Annotated in this window: 19 protein-coding genes and 2 tRNA genes; 10 read left to right on the top strand and 11 right to left on the bottom strand. The window is 60.6% G+C overall.

What is annotated here, in order from left to right; translation table 11 throughout:
* Nucleotides 1–12: 12 nt before the first annotated feature.
* The 5 genes from NCHOL11_RS07545 to dapB all read right to left on the bottom strand — a co-directional run bounded on the left by NCHOL11_RS07545 (nucleotide 13) and on the right by dapB (nucleotide 2,700).
* Nucleotides 13–210: a type II toxin-antitoxin system prevent-host-death family antitoxin gene (locus tag NCHOL11_RS07545; protein ID WP_097091740.1), complete on the bottom strand. Its 198-nt coding sequence runs from the start codon at nucleotides 208–210 to the stop codon at nucleotides 13–15.
* Between the two features lie 208 nt (nucleotides 211–418).
* Nucleotides 419–495: transfer RNA gene (locus tag NCHOL11_RS07540), tRNA-Arg, on the bottom strand.
* Nucleotides 496–778: 283 nt separating this feature from the next.
* Nucleotides 779–1,165 carry a hypothetical protein gene (locus tag NCHOL11_RS07535; RefSeq protein ID WP_097091739.1) on the bottom strand — a complete coding sequence of 129 codons (387 nt, stop codon included), beginning with the start codon at nucleotides 1,163–1,165 and terminating at the stop codon, nucleotides 779–781.
* Nucleotides 1,166–1,268: 103 nt separating this feature from the next.
* Entirely contained in the window at nucleotides 1,269–1,928 is a 660-nt protein-coding gene (nth, locus tag NCHOL11_RS07530) for an endonuclease III (RefSeq protein ID WP_097091738.1), read from the bottom strand.
* A 7-nt stretch (nucleotides 1,929–1,935) separates the two neighbouring features.
* Nucleotides 1,936–2,700, bottom strand: a complete 765-nt coding sequence (gene dapB / locus NCHOL11_RS07525) for a 4-hydroxy-tetrahydrodipicolinate reductase (protein WP_097092815.1) — start codon at nucleotides 2,698–2,700, stop codon at nucleotides 1,936–1,938.
* Nucleotides 2,701–2,805: 105 nt separating this feature from the next.
* Here dapB and NCHOL11_RS07520 point away from each other — a divergent pair, with 105 nt between their 5' ends.
* Nucleotides 2,806–3,504, top strand: a complete 699-nt coding sequence (locus tag NCHOL11_RS07520) for an NAD-dependent deacylase (RefSeq protein WP_097092814.1) — start codon at nucleotides 2,806–2,808, stop codon at nucleotides 3,502–3,504.
* On the opposite strand, the gene NCHOL11_RS07515 is transcribed toward NCHOL11_RS07520, so the two are convergent.
* From NCHOL11_RS07515 to NCHOL11_RS07505, 3 genes are all read right to left on the bottom strand, one after another.
* Nucleotides 3,501–4,514: a FecR family protein gene (locus tag NCHOL11_RS07515; protein WP_097091737.1), complete on the bottom strand. Its 1,014-nt coding sequence runs from the start codon at nucleotides 4,512–4,514 to the stop codon at nucleotides 3,501–3,503. The genes NCHOL11_RS07520 and NCHOL11_RS07515 overlap by 4 nt on opposite strands.
* Nucleotides 4,438–5,037 carry an RNA polymerase sigma factor gene (locus NCHOL11_RS07510; protein ID WP_097091736.1) on the bottom strand — a complete coding sequence of 200 codons (600 nt, stop codon included), beginning with the start codon at nucleotides 5,035–5,037 and terminating at the stop codon, nucleotides 4,438–4,440. The genes NCHOL11_RS07515 and NCHOL11_RS07510 overlap by 77 nt, the downstream gene beginning before the upstream one ends.
* Before the next feature lie 156 nt (nucleotides 5,038–5,193).
* A complete protein-coding gene (locus NCHOL11_RS07505) occupies nucleotides 5,194–5,385 on the bottom strand; it encodes a hypothetical protein (protein ID WP_097092813.1) in 192 nt (63 codons plus the stop codon).
* 117 nt (nucleotides 5,386–5,502) lie between these two features.
* Between NCHOL11_RS07505 and NCHOL11_RS07500 the strand changes: the two genes are divergently transcribed.
* From NCHOL11_RS07500 to NCHOL11_RS07475, 6 genes are all read left to right on the top strand, one after another.
* Nucleotides 5,503–5,587: transfer RNA gene (locus NCHOL11_RS07500), tRNA-Leu, on the top strand.
* A gap of 67 nt (nucleotides 5,588–5,654) precedes the next feature.
* Nucleotides 5,655–7,256 carry a trigger factor gene (gene tig / locus NCHOL11_RS07495; RefSeq protein WP_097091735.1) on the top strand — a complete coding sequence of 534 codons (1,602 nt, stop codon included), beginning with the start codon at nucleotides 5,655–5,657 and terminating at the stop codon, nucleotides 7,254–7,256.
* Between the two features lie 134 nt (nucleotides 7,257–7,390).
* Nucleotides 7,391–8,368: a glycosyltransferase family 2 protein gene (locus tag NCHOL11_RS07490; protein WP_097092812.1), complete on the top strand. Its 978-nt coding sequence runs from the start codon at nucleotides 7,391–7,393 to the stop codon at nucleotides 8,366–8,368.
* An 89-nt stretch (nucleotides 8,369–8,457) separates the two neighbouring features.
* Complete coding sequence (gene clpP / locus NCHOL11_RS07485) at nucleotides 8,458–9,093, top strand: ATP-dependent Clp endopeptidase proteolytic subunit ClpP (RefSeq protein ID WP_097091734.1); 636 nt, start codon at nucleotides 8,458–8,460, stop codon at nucleotides 9,091–9,093.
* Between the two features lie 132 nt (nucleotides 9,094–9,225).
* On the top strand, nucleotides 9,226–10,494 hold the full coding sequence (clpX, locus tag NCHOL11_RS07480) for an ATP-dependent Clp protease ATP-binding subunit ClpX (protein WP_097091733.1): 1,269 nt from the start codon (nucleotides 9,226–9,228) through the stop codon (nucleotides 10,492–10,494).
* A 188-nt stretch (nucleotides 10,495–10,682) separates the two neighbouring features.
* Complete coding sequence (locus NCHOL11_RS07475; RefSeq protein ID WP_097091732.1) at nucleotides 10,683–11,180, top strand: GNAT family N-acetyltransferase; 498 nt, start codon at nucleotides 10,683–10,685, stop codon at nucleotides 11,178–11,180.
* Nucleotides 11,181–11,227: 47 nt separating this feature from the next.
* On the opposite strand, the gene mtgA is transcribed toward NCHOL11_RS07475, so the two are convergent.
* Nucleotides 11,228–11,926 carry a monofunctional biosynthetic peptidoglycan transglycosylase gene (mtgA, locus tag NCHOL11_RS07470; protein WP_097091731.1) on the bottom strand — a complete coding sequence of 233 codons (699 nt, stop codon included), beginning with the start codon at nucleotides 11,924–11,926 and terminating at the stop codon, nucleotides 11,228–11,230.
* A gap of 157 nt (nucleotides 11,927–12,083) precedes the next feature.
* Here mtgA and NCHOL11_RS07465 point away from each other — a divergent pair, with 157 nt between their 5' ends.
* Nucleotides 12,084–13,109 carry a methyltransferase gene (locus tag NCHOL11_RS07465; RefSeq protein WP_097091730.1) on the top strand — a complete coding sequence of 342 codons (1,026 nt, stop codon included), beginning with the start codon at nucleotides 12,084–12,086 and terminating at the stop codon, nucleotides 13,107–13,109.
* 55 nt (nucleotides 13,110–13,164) lie between these two features.
* On the opposite strand, the gene rpoH is transcribed toward NCHOL11_RS07465, so the two are convergent.
* Both rpoH and NCHOL11_RS07455 read right to left on the bottom strand, forming a co-directional pair.
* Nucleotides 13,165–14,076 (bottom strand): RNA polymerase sigma factor RpoH, encoded by a 912-nt coding sequence (gene rpoH / locus NCHOL11_RS07460; RefSeq protein WP_097091729.1) that lies wholly within the window; start codon nucleotides 14,074–14,076, stop codon nucleotides 13,165–13,167.
* A 77-nt stretch (nucleotides 14,077–14,153) separates the two neighbouring features.
* Nucleotides 14,154–15,104: an RluA family pseudouridine synthase gene (locus NCHOL11_RS07455; protein ID WP_097091728.1), complete on the bottom strand. Its 951-nt coding sequence runs from the start codon at nucleotides 15,102–15,104 to the stop codon at nucleotides 14,154–14,156.
* Between the two features lie 17 nt (nucleotides 15,105–15,121).
* Between NCHOL11_RS07455 and NCHOL11_RS07450 the strand changes: the two genes are divergently transcribed.
* Nucleotides 15,122–15,523 carry a Mov34/MPN/PAD-1 family protein gene (locus NCHOL11_RS07450; protein WP_097091727.1) on the top strand — a complete coding sequence of 134 codons (402 nt, stop codon included), beginning with the start codon at nucleotides 15,122–15,124 and terminating at the stop codon, nucleotides 15,521–15,523.
* A 90-nt stretch (nucleotides 15,524–15,613) separates the two neighbouring features.
* Nucleotides 15,614–16,267 (top strand): histidine phosphotransferase family protein, encoded by a 654-nt coding sequence (locus tag NCHOL11_RS07445; RefSeq protein WP_097091726.1) that lies wholly within the window; start codon nucleotides 15,614–15,616, stop codon nucleotides 16,265–16,267.
* Nucleotides 16,268–16,287 lie beyond the last annotated feature (20 nt).

Below are 16,287 nucleotides of genomic sequence, written 5' to 3'. Positions count from 1 at the left end.
GAACATCCCCGATTATGACGCCAAGGGCGCCGAGGCACGATCGCCGTTCCCGATACCCATCTCCAACTGGTTCAGCCGCTCAAACTCCTCGACGCTGATGACCACGACGACCGCACGGCCGTGCTTCTCAACCCGAACGGGCGCGGCACGGGCATAGTCAAGGAGCAGCCCGAAGCTGTTCTTCGCGTCCTTCGCCGACATCGTTCTCATGGCACGCTCCAACTAAGAGTAGCTAAAATAGCCATTTTCCGAGTTGGGGCAAGTGGTTCTGCGACTGGTGAGTTTTCCGCACGGCGTTTTCGGCTAAAATCCGACCGTTTTCGCTGGGTCGAGGCCGAAGTTGGTGAGTTTTGGATTGTGTAAGCCGCAAATGGGAGCAGCTCCCTCGCTCCCAACCGGCTGATTTCATTTGAGAATTTGGCGCACCCAAGAGGATTCGAACCTCTGGCCTCTGCCTTCGGAGGGCAGCGCTCTATCCAGCTGAGCTATGGGTGCGAATGGCATGAAGCCGTATGATTTGCGCCGAAGAACGTCAATCCGCGATCGGAATCGGCTGTCCGATCATGGTGAGTTTCTGGTGAGTTTTTTCCGTCCGTCCTTTCTTCCGTCTTCCTAAACCCTCGTAAACCCCGTATAAAATCGCTGCTCTCGCGTTGGACGTGAGCCTTCGGAGGGCAACGCTCTATCCAGCTGAGCTATGGGTGCGTTTCGCTTGGTGCGAAGCGCCGCTTAGCAAAGCGGAACTGCTGACGCCAGCACCAAAATAGCGACGCGCCGACTATTTGATCTTCTTCATCGGTTGGAACTTGCCGAGCCCGCAGCTCGCGCCTCGCATCAGGTTGGGCGAGCTGTACAACACCGTGATTATGTCCACCGAGCAGAGCTGCGAAAGGCTCGTCTTGTACATGAAACGGCGCTCGAAGCCGAGGCTGGGGCAGCTGTTTGGCAGGATGTTGCGGTATACCTTGTTGCCGTTCAGAATAAAGTCGATCGTCCGGTCGTCGCGGACATCGGTCTGCCGGATCGAATTTATCTGCACGCAGTCAACGGGCTTGCCATTCGCAACCAGATTGTCAGGCCGCGTCTTGGCGGTCGCTGGGGCGACCAGGGACATGAGGGCCACGGCGACGCCCAGCCGCAGCGCTGGGGAAACAGGGACGGACATGCTTGTCTCTCCTCATTATCGTTAAGGAGCACACGTCGCCAACAGACGCGTACCGACTGTTTCATAGCATAGCTTGTCTGAACCGCAGGATAATGGCGAAGGGTCAGCCGGTTTTCGATGCGGCTTTGGGAGGAGGGGTCTTGGGCTTGTAGCGGCACAAATCTGCCACGATGCAGCGCCAGCATTCCGGCCGCCGTGCCTTGCATACATATCGGCCGTGAAGGATGAGCCAATGGTGCGCATCCCGGCGAAAAGGGCCAGGGACCCGCTTCTCCAGCTTGAGTTCGACAGCGAGGGGCGTCTTCCCGGGGGCAAGGCCGGTGCGATTGCCGACGCGGAAAATATGTGTGTCGACCGCGAAGGTTTCGTGCCCGAAAGCCGTGTTCATCACCACATTGGCGGTTTTCCGCCCGACCCCCGGCAGCGTGGTCAGCACATCGCGGTCCTGCGGCACCTCTCCGCCGAAATCGCGCTCCAAGATTTCCGAAAGGGCGATGACATTCTTTGCCTTGGCATTGAACAGGCCGATCGTCTTGATGTGCTGCTTCAGTCCTTCCTCCCCCAACGCTACCATCTCGGCGGGCGTCTCCACCTGCTGGAAAAGCGCACGCGTCGCCTTGTTGACGCCGACGTCCGTCGCCTGTGCGGACAGGACGACCGCGACCAGAAGCTGATAGTCGTTGCCATATTCCAGCTCGGTGCGGGGCGCCGGATTGGCTTCCGCAAGGCGGCTGAAAAAATCGAAGATCTGATCCTTGTTCATTGCCGGATCAAAGGCCAAGCACCGCCTTCATGTCATAGCGTCCGGCAGGCTGGCCGATCAGCCAGTTCGCGCCCTTCACAGCGCCACGTGCGAAGATGACCCGGCTTTCGGCGCGATGGCCAAGTTCGATCCGTTCGCCATCCGCCGCGAAGATCACCTGATGGTCGCCCGCTACCGATCCGCCACGCAAGGCGGCGAAGCCGATCGTACCTTGCTTGCGCGCGCCCGTGATCCCGTCACGCCCGCTTTCGCTGTTAGCTGCTAGATCGATGCCTCGCCCCTGGGCTGCCGCGTTCCCCAAGAGGAGGGCAGTACCCGAAGGCGCATCGACCTTTTGCCGGTGGTGCATTTCGACAATCTCTATGTCCCAGTCCTCGCCCAGGCGCGCAGCGGCCTGCTCGACCAGCGCCGCCAGCAGGTTTACGCCGAGTGACGTGTTTCCCGTCTGCAGAACCGGAATGTGCTGCGCGGCGCTGTCGATCAGTTGATGGTGCGCCTGCTCAAGCCCAGTAGTGCCGATCAGCACGGGCTTGCCTGCGGCGACGCAGGCATCGAGATGGGCGGCAAGGGCGCCAGGAACGGAAAAGTCGATCAGCACGTCGCTCTTCTGGGCGAGTGCGAGCGGATCTGCCGTGATGGGCATCCCCGGCAACAGATCACCGCTTCCGTCGCGATCCGTCCCACCGCTGATGGTCAGCCCCGCTTCAACGGCGACTTGGGCGATCGCGCGTCCCATGCGGCCCGCCGCCCCGAATAATCCGATCTTCGTCATGATGCCGCTCATCCCTGGAAATCTGCTCGCCCGATGCCAGAATGGCTCTGCCTTGTCATCTGCGAAGCTGTAGCTTTCGGCGGGGACAGCAGACATGATGGCAAGATGGAAGACATCCGCAATATCGTGATCCTGACCGGCGCCGGCATCTCGGCCGAAAGCGGCCTCGCGACTTTTCGTGGGCCCGACGGTTTGTGGGAGGGGCATCGGGTTGAAGATGTCTGTACGCCTGAGGCGCTGGAGCGCAATGCCGCGCTGGTGCATCGCTTCTATGACGAGCGGCGCGCGAAATTGAACGAAGTTCAACCTAACGCCGCTCATCACGCCTTGGCGGAACTGGACGCTCGGTGGCCCGGCGATCTGCTCATCGTAACGCAGAATGTCGATGATCTTCATGAACGAGCCGGCGCCCGGCGCCTGATCCATATGCATGGGGAGCTTCGGTCCGCACTCTGCACTGCGTGCGGCGAGTCCTTGCCCTGGTCCGATCCGCTGCCGCCCGGCTCACAATGCCCGACCTGCAGCAGGAAAAGCCTGCGTCCCGACATCGTCTTCTTCGGTGAAATGCCCTACCAGATGGACTTCATCGATACGGCACTGCGACGGGCAGACCTGTTTCTATCCATAGGCACGTCCGGAGCGGTATATCCAGCCGCAGGTTTCGTTCAAACGGCACGCCACGCAGGGGCACGCACGTTGGAATTGAATCTGGAACCCTCTGCAGGCAGCTTCTATTTTGAAGAGAGCCGCATCGGCCCGGCCAGCGAACTTGTACCGGATCTCGTCCGGCGACTGCTGGCCTAGATCCCGCTGTCTTCTGCGATGGGCGCGTCGCGGTAAAGAAGCATGATCGACCCATCGTCTCCGCTCACCGCCCGCACGGGCAAGCGAGATTGAAGCAGGGACAGGAACTTGCCGCTGTCGCCTATGTGGAATTCACCGCCGATGCGCAGCGCGGATACGCGGGCATCTCCGATCAGGATCGGCGCGTCCCGGTAGCGATTAAACTCCCCGGCCGCCTGTTCGATGGTTTCGCCTTCCAGGTGCACCAGTTGCTTACGCCATGCCGTGCGTTGCCGGACGACATTGGGATCGAGCCGGGTCAGCACGAAGCTTCGTGGTTGCAGCACCGCGCCATTACCCGCAGCGACCTGGCGCGGCGGGCGATTGCCGCAACTCACGATGGCGGTGCCCTTTGTAACCGTCAGTTCGATCAGGGATGGCCGAAGGCGCAGGTTTAGCGCCGTATCCCGCGCGCGCACGATTGCAGACCGTGCCTCCACATCAAATTCGCGATGCGCGTCCGGGGCAACCTCGATCGCGGCTTCTCCCTTCAACAGCCTAACCTTGCGGCCGTTGCTCGTGAAGCGGACATCGACCGCACTGTCGCTGTTGAGGTGAAGGCGGGAACCATCAGGCAAACTGATCGTGCGGATTTCGCCGATTCGCGTTTCGTGATGATCGACATCGTTGAAGGTGCGGACCGTGACGATCGCGGCAAGAATGAACAGGATCACCGCGATGCCAGCCACGATCATGATGTTGCGCGACAGGCGGCGCTGCTGCTCTTCAGTAACGACCTCGCTGACGGGGGGCAGATTGACATCAGCCGCCGCGCTTTTCAGTCGTTCCGCAGCTTCCCAGGCAGCCTCGGCCCGAGCATAGGCGATTGCGTGGCGCGGATCTGCTTCGATCCAGGCGCAAATGTCGGCTTCGTCTTGGGCAGTCGGATTGCTGTTAAGCTTTGCCAGCAGGCGCGCGGCTTCCGCCTCGACCTCTTCCCTGCTGTTTGATCCTGGCCCCGACGCTTGCACGTTCGAAATCCGTTTCCTCGCGTTCTGACCAAGCCCGCATAACTATAGCGATGGCTTTGGCCAGATGTTTTTCAACTGTAGAAACGGATAGGGACATCTCCGCCGCTATTTCCAGCATCGACCTTTCGTGAATCCGTCGAAGGATAAAAACCCTACGGCATTGCGGCGGCAGGGATTCCACGATGGCTTCGATCTGGCGCAGCGCCTCGCGTGCGTGCAGTTGAGCTTCGACATTGCTGTCGCCTTGCAACAGCTCAAGGTCTGCGATGGTTTCGAAACTCACCACCTTGTTGCGCCGGGCATTGTCGATCACCAGGTTGCGGGCGATGGTGAACAGGTAAGCGCGTCCTGTGGTGACATTTTCCCAATTTTCGGTGGCGAAGGCGCGGGCCATGACCTCTGCCACCATGTCGTCAAGCTCATGGGTGGAAGGGAGTATCCTCCGGAGCCGACCGCGAAGGGCGGCTTCTTGAGGAAGAATTACGGTCTTGAACCAGTCTAACTTGGCGCGAACACGATGCACGTTGACCCCCTTGATGTCAGCCGCGCCTCTCCCGCTTTCTTTTATCTGTCACAGTTCAATCATGCTTGCAGGGGCCTGTCCAGCGCCGGAAGGTCGATCTGGATCAAGCGGCGAAAAAATTTTCGCCGCCCGTGTAAATTTCGCACGGAATCAGGATCAGTCCGGTGGAAGCTCCGGAACCGAGCGGTCCGGCTGATCATAATCTGGCTGCGTAGGAACGACTTCCGGCGGCTCGCCCGCCGGGGTTTCGTCCGGGGTCGAAGGCGGGGGCGACTCTGGTGGAGACTGCGGCTGGATCGTATCGGGCGGGGGGACGCCGATCGGCTCGGGGTCGGGCTGAGTGGCCATGCTTTTCTCCTTCATTGAAGGCTACGCGCGGGGCCTCGCGCAAGTTCCAGGCAAGTTATCCACATTTGCTTGCCTCCCCGGATGCTTTTCTCTATGCCGCGCCGACCGGCGGCCGATGCGGGCGTGGCGAAACTGGTAGACGCGCCAGATTTAGGTTCTGGTATCGCAAGATGTGGGGGTTCGAGTCCCTTCGCCCGCACCAGTGCGCCCGGCTTGGATCATGTCAGGCGCCACCTGAATTCAGCTGAAGAAAGCGTTTGAGAGAAGAGATGCAGACTGTCGAGACGTTGAACGAGGGCCTGAAGCGCGCCTACACCGTGACCATCACGTCGAAGGACATCGACGCCCGCGTGGAAAAGGAAGTGGCCACGATTGCGCCGCAGGTCCGCATGCCCGGTTTCCGCCCTGGCAAGGTTCCCGCCAATCTCGTCAAGAAGATGCATGGGGAATCGCTGCAGCGCGACGCGCTCAACAATTCGATCCAGGAAAGCATTCAGAAGCTGATCGCTGACAACAAGCTGCGCCCCGCGATGCAGCCGTCCGTCGAGCTGGACGAAGGCTTTGAGTTCGGCAACGACGCCGAGGTGAAGGTCGAGCTGGAAGTGCTGCCTGAAATCGCCGCGCCCAGCATCGAAGGTTTGAAGCTGGAGCGCCTGACGGTCGAAGTCGCCGATTCGCAGGTCGATGAGGCTGCTGGCCGCATTGCGACCCAGCAGGGCGCGCTGGAAGAACATGCCGCTTCGCACAAGGCGAAGGATGGCGACACGCTGACCATCGATTTCGTCGGCAAGGTCGACGGCGAAGCCTTTGAAGGCGGTTCGGCCGAAGATGTGAAGCTGAAGATCGGTTCGGGCCAGTTCATCCCGGGCTTCGAAGAGCAGCTGACCGGCGTCAAGAAGGGCGAAGAAAAGACCATCAGCGTCACCTTCCCCGAAGATTATGGCGCGGCGCATCTGGCTGGCAAGGAAGCTACCTTCGATGTGACGGTGAAAGCCATCCTGGATGCCGACAAGCCCAAGCTGGACGATGATTTCGCCAAGTCGCTCGGTCTTGAAGGTCTGGATAAGCTCAAGGAGCTTCTGAAGGGCCAGATCGAGCAGGAGCATAACGGCCTGACCCGCACCTATATGAAGCGCAAGCTGCTCGATCAGCTGGCTGCTGCGCATGATTTCGACGTGCCGCCGAGCATGGTGGAAGCCGAATTCAACCAGATCTGGGCCCAGCTTCAGCATGAAGCCAGCCATGAGGCTGATCCGGAAGCCGCTCTGAAGGAAATGGAAGCGGAGAAGGAAGATTATCGCGCCATCGCCGTTCGTCGCGTGCGCCTCGGTCTTCTGCTCTCGGAAATCGGCCAGGCCAATGGGGTGACCGTTTCCGACCAGGAAATGAACCGTCTGATCATGCAGGCTGCTCAGCAGTACAGCCCGCAGGATCGTGAGCGCTTCGTTCAATATGTCCGCCAGGATCCGATGGCGGCCGCCCAGCTGCGCGCGCCGCTTTACGAGGACAAGGTCGTCGACTTCCTGTTCGACAAGGCCGAAGTCACCGATCGTGCCGTCAGCCGCGAAGAGCTGGAAGCTGCGATCGAAGCGGAAGATGGCGATCTGAAGCCCCACGTACACGGCCCCGGCTGCGGCCATGATCACCATGATCATGACGAAAAGCCCAAGGCCAAGAAGGCGGCGCCCAAGAAGAAGGCAGCCGAAGCTGACGAAGCAGCGCCCGCGGCGGAAGAAGCCCCTGCCAAGAAGGCTCCCGCGAAGAAGGCTGCTGCCAAGAAGGATGACGCCGTAGCTGAAGAAGCCGCCGCTGAGGAAAAGCCCAAGGCGAAGAAGGCTGCTCCGAAGAAGGCTGCCGCAAAGGCTGAATAAGGCTCTCAACGCCTGAACGGACGAGCGCCCGGCTTCGACAGGAAGCGCGGGCGCTTTTCCTTTGGCGAGGGGCAGACGAAATATTAATCTTGGCCGTCCTAGCGAGGGGGCGTTCGGCGGAAGGCATGGGGCAGATGAAGGAATTTCCGGCAGTGGCAAGCGGGCAGGGGACGGCGGGTCCTCGCATTGCCGTGATCCTGCCCTGCTATAATGAAGCTGGCGCCATCGTGCAGACGGTGCAGGATTTCCGCCGCGCGCTCCCGGCAGCCGACATCTATGTCTTCGACAATAACAGCACTGACGGCAGCTACGAACTGGCCGTCAATGCGGGCGCTATCGTCCGGCGAGTGACCCAGCAGGGGAAGGGCCATGTCGTCCGGCGCATGTTCGCCGATGTGGACGCGGACATCTATGTCATGGCGGATGGGGACGCGACCTACGAAGCGGCCGCCGCGCCCCGGCTTATCGCCGCGATGTTGGAAGATAATCTCGACATGGTCGTCGGGGCACGGCGGAGCGAGGTGGAAGAAGCCTATCGGCGGGGCCATCGCTTCGGCAACTGGGCGCTTACCGGCCTGCTGAAGCAGCTGTTCGGACGGAGCTTCACCGACATATTGACGGGCTACCGCGTCTTTTCGCGCCGGTTCGTGAAAAGTTTTCCAGTGCTTTCGGCGGGCTTCGAGATCGAAACGGAAATCAGTGTCCACGCGCTCGAACTGGCCATGCCCGTGTCTGAAATCATGACCGCTTATGGTGCGCGGCCGGAAGGCTCGACCAGCAAGCTGTCGACCTACCGGGATGGCTGGCGCATCCTGCGCACGATCTTCACACTCTACCGCATCGAAAAGCCTATACTTTTCTTCGGCATCTTGGCGGTGTTGCTGGCGCTGACGGGCATCACCCTCGCAACGCCGCTCATCATCACCTATCTTGAGACCGGGCTTGTTCCCCGCTTCCCCACCGCGATCCTCGTCACTGGTTTGATGATCCTCGCTACGCTGTCGGGAATGTGCGGGCTGATCCTGGACACTGTCGTGCGCGGGCGGCGGGAAGTCCGCCGCCTGGCCTATCTCACCTTCCGCGCGCCGTCGGATTTCGGACCACGCGATTGAAGCTGCGCCAGCTCCTCACAGTACCCCTTGAACCTGCCCGCTTTTGTGCCGATGTAGAGAGCGGGCAAAAATCACCCTGAAAGAGCAAAATGACCGATATCATGTCTGATCCGATGGCTGCGCTTGTTCCTATCGTCATCGAACAATCCAATCGCGGCGAGCGCAGTTTCGACATTTATTCCCGCCTGCTGCGTGAACGGATCATCTTCGTGACCGGTCAGGTCGAGGATCATATGGCCTCGCTGATCGTAGCCCAGCTCCTGTTCCTCGAGTCGGAAAATCCGAAGAAGGACATCTGGATGTACATCAACTCGCCAGGCGGTGTCGTTACGGCGGGCATGGCGATCCACGATACCATGAAATATATCCGCCCGCAGGTCGGCACCGTCTGCATCGGTCAAGCCGCTTCGATGGGCAGCTTCCTGCTTGCCGCCGGTGAACCGGGCAAGCGCATCGCGCTGTCCAACGCGCGCATCATGGTGCACCAGCCGTCGGGCGGCGCTCAGGGCATGGCGTCGGACATCGAGATTCAGGCGAAGGAAATCCTGAGGATTCGCCGCCGCCTGAACGACCTTTATGTCAAATATACCGGCAAGTCGCTGGAAGAGGTGGAGCGGGCTATGGACCGCGATACCTTCCTCGAAGCGGAAGAGGCGAAGGCTTTCGGCCTTGTGGACGAGGTATTTGACCGCCGTCCGGCCGCTCCCGAAACGACTGACAGCTGACATGGATCTTAATCGCGCGCGCTGTTTTCTCCCCTTGTGAAACCAGCGCGACGCGGTCTAGGATGATCCTAGGACCAGAATATCCCTCGCCGTCGCGGTTTTTCGCTTGGGGCAGGGAGGAAAGATTGGCGAATGACTAAGCTTACAGGCTCCGATTCCAAAAGCACGCTTTACTGCTCCTTCTGCGGCAAGTCGCAGCATGAGGTGCGTAAGCTGATCGCGGGGCCGACCGTCTTCATCTGCGACGAGTGCGTGGAACTGTGCAACGACATCATCCGCGAAGAGACCAAGGGCGGTCTCGTCGGCAAGAAGGATGGCGGCGTGCCTACCCCGCAGGAAATCTGCGATGTGCTGGACGATTATGTGATCGGCCAGAACCGGGCGAAGCGCGTCCTGTCGGTCGCGGTCCACAACCACTATAAGCGCCTCAACCACGGCACCAAGCCGGGCGAGGTGGAATTGGCGAAATCGAACATCCTGCTCGTCGGCCCCACCGGCTGCGGCAAGACGCTGCTCGCGCAGACGCTGGCCAAGACGTTCGACGTGCCCTTCACCATGGCAGACGCCACGACCCTGACCGAGGCGGGCTATGTGGGCGAGGATGTCGAGAACATCATCCTCAAGCTGCTCCAGGCCTCCGACTATAATGTCGAAAAGGCGCAGCGCGGCATCGTCTACATCGACGAGATCGACAAGATCAGCCGCAAGGCCGAGAATCCCTCGATCACACGCGACGTGTCTGGCGAGGGCGTGCAGCAGGCGCTGCTGAAGCTGATGGAAGGTACGACCGCTTCGGTTCCGCCGCAGGGCGGCCGCAAGCATCCGCAGCAGGAGTTCCTGCAGGTCGACACGACCAACATCCTCTTCATCTGCGGCGGCGCGTTCGCGGGCCTGGAAAAGATCATCGGTGACCGTCTGGAAGCCAAGTCGATCGGCTTCGGCGCCCATGTGGCAGCCCCGGAGGAGCGCAAGACTGGCGAATTGCTGCGCCAGAGCGAGCCGGAAGATCTGCTGAAGTTCGGCCTCATTCCCGAGTTCGTCGGCCGTCTGCCTGTGATCGCGACCCTGGAAGATTTGGACGTCGCCGCGCTGGTCAAGATTCTGGTCGAGCCCAAGAACGCGCTGGTGAAGCAATATGGCAAGCTGTTCGACATGGAAAATGTCGAACTCAGCTTCACCGACGACGCTCTGACGGCGATCGCGCGGAAGGCGATCGAGCGCAAGACGGGCGCACGCGGCCTACGGTCCATCCTGGAATCGATCCTGCTCGACACCATGTTCGACCTTCCTTCTATGGAAGGCGTCGGCGAGGTGGTCGTGGACAAGGATGTCGTCGCCGGGACGAAGGAACCTATCCGCGTGTTCAGTGACAAGGACAAGCGCGCCGAAGACGCAGCCTGAGGGCACTAGCTTCGACGCGGCAAAAAGGCTCCGCTGGATCGCACCAGCGGAGCCTATTTTTGTGGCATGTCGGACCGTCCCGAGCGGGGCAGAGCTTAGGTCCTGGCTTCCCGCAGGCAGCAGGGGCAGGGTTCGGCGCGAGCAGCGCGAACTGGTCGGCACCCTTATATGTCGGCTATGGTCTGCCGATGCATATTCGACAAGAACGGGAAAGCGATTGCTCAGCCATAGCTGAGGTCACAGCGCAGGCATTTGCCAATGTGACGCACAGTGATCATACGGAGCCCGACATCATCAAGAGATTGCGTGAAGCAGGCGATCTCCTGGTCTCGCTGGTCGCGATCGACGGCGACCATCTGTTAGGACATGTGGCGTTCTCGCCGATCGTGATCAACAAGCAGCATTGCAAGTGGTATGGACTTGGTCCCGTGTCGGTGCGGCCAGACCGTCACGGTCAAGGCATTGGTTCGGCCTTGATCAGGGCAGGGCTGGCGCAGCTTAGCTCGTTGGAAGCCGGCGGGTGCGTCGTGTTGGGTGATCCGGTTTATTATCGCCGCTTCGGCTTCGAACAGGATGATCGTCTACGCTATGAAGGCGCGCCCCCTGAATATTTCATGCGCTTGACGCTCAATGCTCAGCAGGTGCCCTCAGGTAGCGTCGCCTATGCGCCTGCATTCACGGGCTGACTTCTTGGGGATAATATGCCTGCCTCGCGCTTGTCGCCGACTGAGTTTCACCGCACGCAGCTATCAAGCCCGTCCCGTTGCACAACGCTGATGCGGGCGGCGATGCTGTTGCCATAGCGCCGCGTGAAGCCCCGGGGGGTGATCGCCGCGCGCTTCTTGGGCAGAGGCAGCACGGCTGCGATCTTGGCGGCCTCCGCTCGCGTCAGCTTGGCCGCGCCATGATGGAAATAGCGCATCGCGCCTGCCTGCACCCCATAAGTCCCGATCCCGGTTTCGGCGACGTTCAGATAGACTTCCATGATCCGCCGCTTTCCCCAGATCGCCTCGATCAGGACGGTGAACCAGGCTTCAAAGCCCTTGCGGATGAAGCCGCCGCCCTGGAACAGAAACACGTTCTTCGCGGTCTGCTGGCTGATGGTCGATCCGCCTCTTATCCGTCCGCCACTGGCATTGTGCCGCAGCGCCTGCGCGATTGCGACCGCATCGAAACCATGATGGCTGCAAAAACGGCTGTCTTCTCCGGCGATCGCAGCCCGCGCCATATTCGGGTCGATCTCATCCAGGCTGGTCCAATCCTTGGTGATCCCATTGGGGTCCATCAGCATCGTGAGCGTCACGGGCGGCGGCACGAAGCGATAGATCAATACCAGCAGCAGAGACAGGACAACGAACGCGCCCATAAGCTTGAAGATGGCGCGGACCCAGCGGAACCGGCGGCGTCGAGGAGGGGAAGCTGTAGGGCTCATCTCGTTTCTCGTAGTGGGAACGCCAGTGCGTTCAAGATTGCACCGCATCGAAAATGCGCCCGGCTATCGGGCTGCACCTATGCCCTGTTCCGTGTTATGCTGCTTCAAAAGGGTCGCTGCTGTCTCGCCAGATGTCTGTGAAGGGAGAGGAGTGACTATGCGACCCGATATTCCGCCCGACCATATCCTTCAGATCGGCATGGGCTTCTGGGCATCAAAGACGCTGCTCAGCGCCGTAGAACTCGGCCTCTTCACGCAACTGGCCGACCGACCGATGACCGGACCTGAACTGGAGAAAGCATTGGAGCTGCATCCGCGCGCGACCTATGATTTTCTGGACGCGCTGGTCTCGCTAGGCTTGCTGGAAAGGGAAGGCGTGGGCGCGGACGGGCGCTATTCCAATACTCCAGCGACCGCACTCTATCTCGACCGTCATAGCCCTCAATATATCGGCGGCATACTGGAGATGGCTGGTGCCCGGCTGTTCCGCTTCTGGGCAGATCTTACGCCTGCGCTCAAAACCGGGAAGCCGCAGAATGAGGTGAAGATTTCCGGCCGTTCGATGTTCGATAGTCTCTATGCTGATCCGGCACGGCTGGAGCAGTTCATGGATGCCATGAGCGGCGTGTCGATGGCGAATTTCGAAGCTTTTGCCCGAAGCTTTGATTTCAGCCGTTACCGCACGCTGGTGGACATCGGGGGAGCCACCGGCCAACTGTCCTGCTTCGTGGCCGGGCATCAGCCGCATATGCGTTGCGCGTCCTATGACTTGCCCGTCGTGCAACCGATCGCGGAACGCCGCATCAGGGAAGCGGGGTTACGCGGCCGCGTGACAGCGGGATCGATCGACTTTTTCGAGGACGAATTTCCGCGCGCGGATGTGATCACCATGGGCATGATCCTCCACGACTGGAACCTGGACGCAAAAAAGATGCTGATCGGCAAGGCGTATCAAGCGCTTCCGCCGGGCGGAGCATTCGTCGCCATCGAAAACATCATCGATGACGAACGCCGGCAGAATATCTTCGGGCTGCTGATGTCGCTCAACATGCTCATCGAATTTGGCGAAGCCTTCGACTTCACGGGTGCCGACTTCCGCCAATGGTGCTTGGAAGCCGGATTTGCCCGCTGCGAAATATTGCCTCTGGCTGGCCCCGCCAGCGCAGCGATCGCGTATAAATAGCCAAGAAAAAGCCCCGGATCACTCCGGGGCTTTTCCATGTTCACGGTGAACGGCGTCAGGCCAGCGCCAACCGCATCTTGCCGATCCTGTCGCCAGCGATGCGCATCATCGCCTTCTGCAGCTTTTCAAAAGCGCGCACCTCGATCTGCCGCACCCGCTCGCGGGATACGCCATAGACCTGGCTCAATTCCTCGAGCGTCTTGGGCTCTTCGGCCAGGCGGCGCTCTGCCAGAATGTGCTTTTCGCGATCATTCAGGTCGTCCATCGCCTCGACAAGCATGTCGTGACGCAGCGTCTTTTCCTGCTCGTCGGCAACCCGCTCGTCCTGCAACGGGTCGGTGTCAGCCAGCCAGTCCTGCCACTGCCCTTCGCCATCCTCGCGCATCGGGACGTTCAGCGACGTATCGCCGCCCATCGCCATGCGGCGGTTCATGGAGATCACATCTTCCTCGGTCACGCCAAGGTCGGTCGCGATCTTGCGAACGTCATCGGGATGCAGGTCACCATCCTCGAACGCTTCGATATTGTTCTTCATCCGGCGAAGGTTGAAGAACAGCTTCTTCTGCGCCGCGGTGGTGCCCATTTTCACGAGCGACCAGCTGCGGAGGATGAATTCCTGGATCGAGGCACGGATCCACCACATGGCGTAGGTCGCCAAGCGGAAGCCACGCTCCGGCTCGAACTTCTTCACACCCTGCATCAGGCCGATATTGCCCTCGCTGATCAGCTCGCTGACCGGCAAGCCATAGCCGCGATAGCCCATGGCGATCTTCGCCACCAAACGCAGGTGCGACGTCACCAGCTGCGCTGCCGCTTCAGGATCCTGATGCTCGGCATAACGCTTGGCGAGCATATATTCCTGCTCAGGGGTCAGAATCGGAAACTTGCGGATTTCCGACAGATAGCGGTTGAGGCTGGCTTCACCGCCCAGCGCTGGAACCGCGGGGACATTGCTTTTATCAGCCATGTCGCTTCACCTTTCCCTTTCATGCGCGGCGGGACCCAGAAGAGGCGTCCAGTGCGCCGTCGCAAACTTGTCAAAACCTATACGTGGAGCTCGCTTAACAGTTCCTGCATGTCGGTAGGCAGTGCACTGTCGAAGCTGAGTTTTTGCCCCGTTAAGGGATGTATGAACCCCAGCCGTTTGGCGTGCAATGCCTGCCTTTTGAAACGCAGCGTTTCCAGTATCGTTTTGAAACCCTTTCTGTCTCTACTGTAAACTGAATCGCCGATCAAGGGGTGGCCGAGATGCGCCATATGGACGCGAACCTGATGCGTCCGTCCCGTTTCCAACCTGCATTCGACCAGGGCAGCCCCTGCAAGCCGTTCGATCAGCCGGTAATGGGTGACGGCATGCTTGCCGCGCCCTTCGCGATGCACCGCCATTTTCTTGCGATCGGAATCGGATCGACCGATCCAGGTATCTACCGTTCCGGCAGGCGGCTGCGGCAAGCCATAGACGATCGCGGCGTAGAGGCGGTCGATGCTGTGAGCCTTGAACTGCTGCGCCAGCCCCTCATGCGCGCGGTCCGACTTGGCGACCACCAGAAGCCCGGACGTATCCTTGTCGATCCGATGCACGATCCCCGGCCGCGCCACGCCGCCGATGCCGGAAAGTTCTCCCCGGCAATGATGCAGCAGGGCGTTGACCAGTGTCCCGTCCAGATTGCCCGCTGCGGGGTGCACCACCAAGCCTGCGGGCTTGTCCACGACGATCAGGTCGGCATCTTCATGCACGATGGTCAGCGGGATATCCTGCGCGATCGCTTCAGCCTCGACAGGAGCGGGGATAGAGATCGCGAAAAGCTGGCCAACGGCGACCTTCATCGACGGATTGAGCGTCCGTCCATCGGTAGTCACATCACCTTCGACGATCAGGCTCTTCAACCGTTCGCGCGACAGGTCGGGCAGCAACTCGGCAAGCGCCTTGTCCAGGCGAAGCCCATGTTGCGCTTCACCGATCGTTGCTTCGATGATGGAAACCCCCGAACCCATTGGCTAAGCATGTAGGAATGATGGTCCGGATTTCAAGGTCGACACTGGAACAAATCATGTCCCTGGCGGCCGCCAGCGGTCAGGAAGTCTGCGGTCTGCTGCTCGGACAGCCTGGCCATGTCAGCGATATTCTCCCGGCGGAGAATGTGGCGCCTGATCCCCATCGCTATTTCGAACTTAGTCCGGCTACGTTGCTCAAGGCGCACAAGGCAGCGCGCGCCGGTGGCCCGGCCATATTGGGCCACTATCACTCGCATCCGAGCGGCGCGGCCATTCCGTCGGCGACCGACGCCGCCAGCGCCCGGCCGGACGGAAGCCTGTGGCTGATCGTCGGTGATGACGAGGCAAGGCTGTGGATTGCTGGGCCGGGGGAGGGTGGGGAAGTGACCTTCACCAGCGCAATGCTCGATATCATGTGAGGCAAAGGCGGCAGGCCGGGGTTGCATCCTGTGCCCCGGCAGCGCATTAGCCTGTCATTCCTTTCAGTTATTTCCGGCGGCACATCCTTCATGACCAATCCGACCGACAGCATCGAATTCGCCAGCCTGCTTTGTTCGCGCCTGTGCCATGACCTGCTGAGCCCGGTTGGTGCCCTGAACAATGGGCTGGAACTGATGGCTGACGAAACGGACCCGGAAATGCGCCAGCGCTGCCTGGATTTGCTGGCGGACAGCGCGAAGACATCGGCGAACAAGCTCAAATTCTTCCGCCTGGCCTTTGGCTCGGCGGGCGGCTTCGGCGATGCAGTCCCGACGCATGAGGCACGCGTTGCGATCGAGGGCATGTTTGCGGGTGCTGGACGGGTGAAGATCGGCTGGCTGGTCGATGACGACATGCTCGACAAGCTGCCGGTCAAGGTGCTGCTCAATCTCGCCCTGATCGCAGGCGACGCCCTGGTACGTGGCGGACAACTCGATATCGGTGCGGAACGGCGGCCCGGCGTTACCGAAATCGTGGTGCGCGCCGAAGGTCCGAAGCTTGTGCTGGACCCTGATCTGCGTTCCGCGCTTGCAGGCACGCTGCCGGACGAAGGCCTCGCCTCTCGAACCGCTGCCGCCTGGATGGTGCGCAGCCTCGTCATAAGCGCAAGCGGTGAGATCGCGCTGTCTCCTGCGGGAGAGCCGGTGTTGCTGTTCGGCGCATCGATCCCTGATCAGGGCTGATCCGCCTACGAGATTATCAA

The organism is Novosphingobium sp. Chol11, assembly GCF_900218065.1.
Lineage (GTDB): Bacteria > Pseudomonadota > Alphaproteobacteria > Sphingomonadales > Sphingomonadaceae > Sphingobium > Sphingobium agri.
The sequence above is the reverse complement of the archived record's forward strand: the minus strand, read 5'-3'. Positions and strand labels throughout refer to the sequence as shown.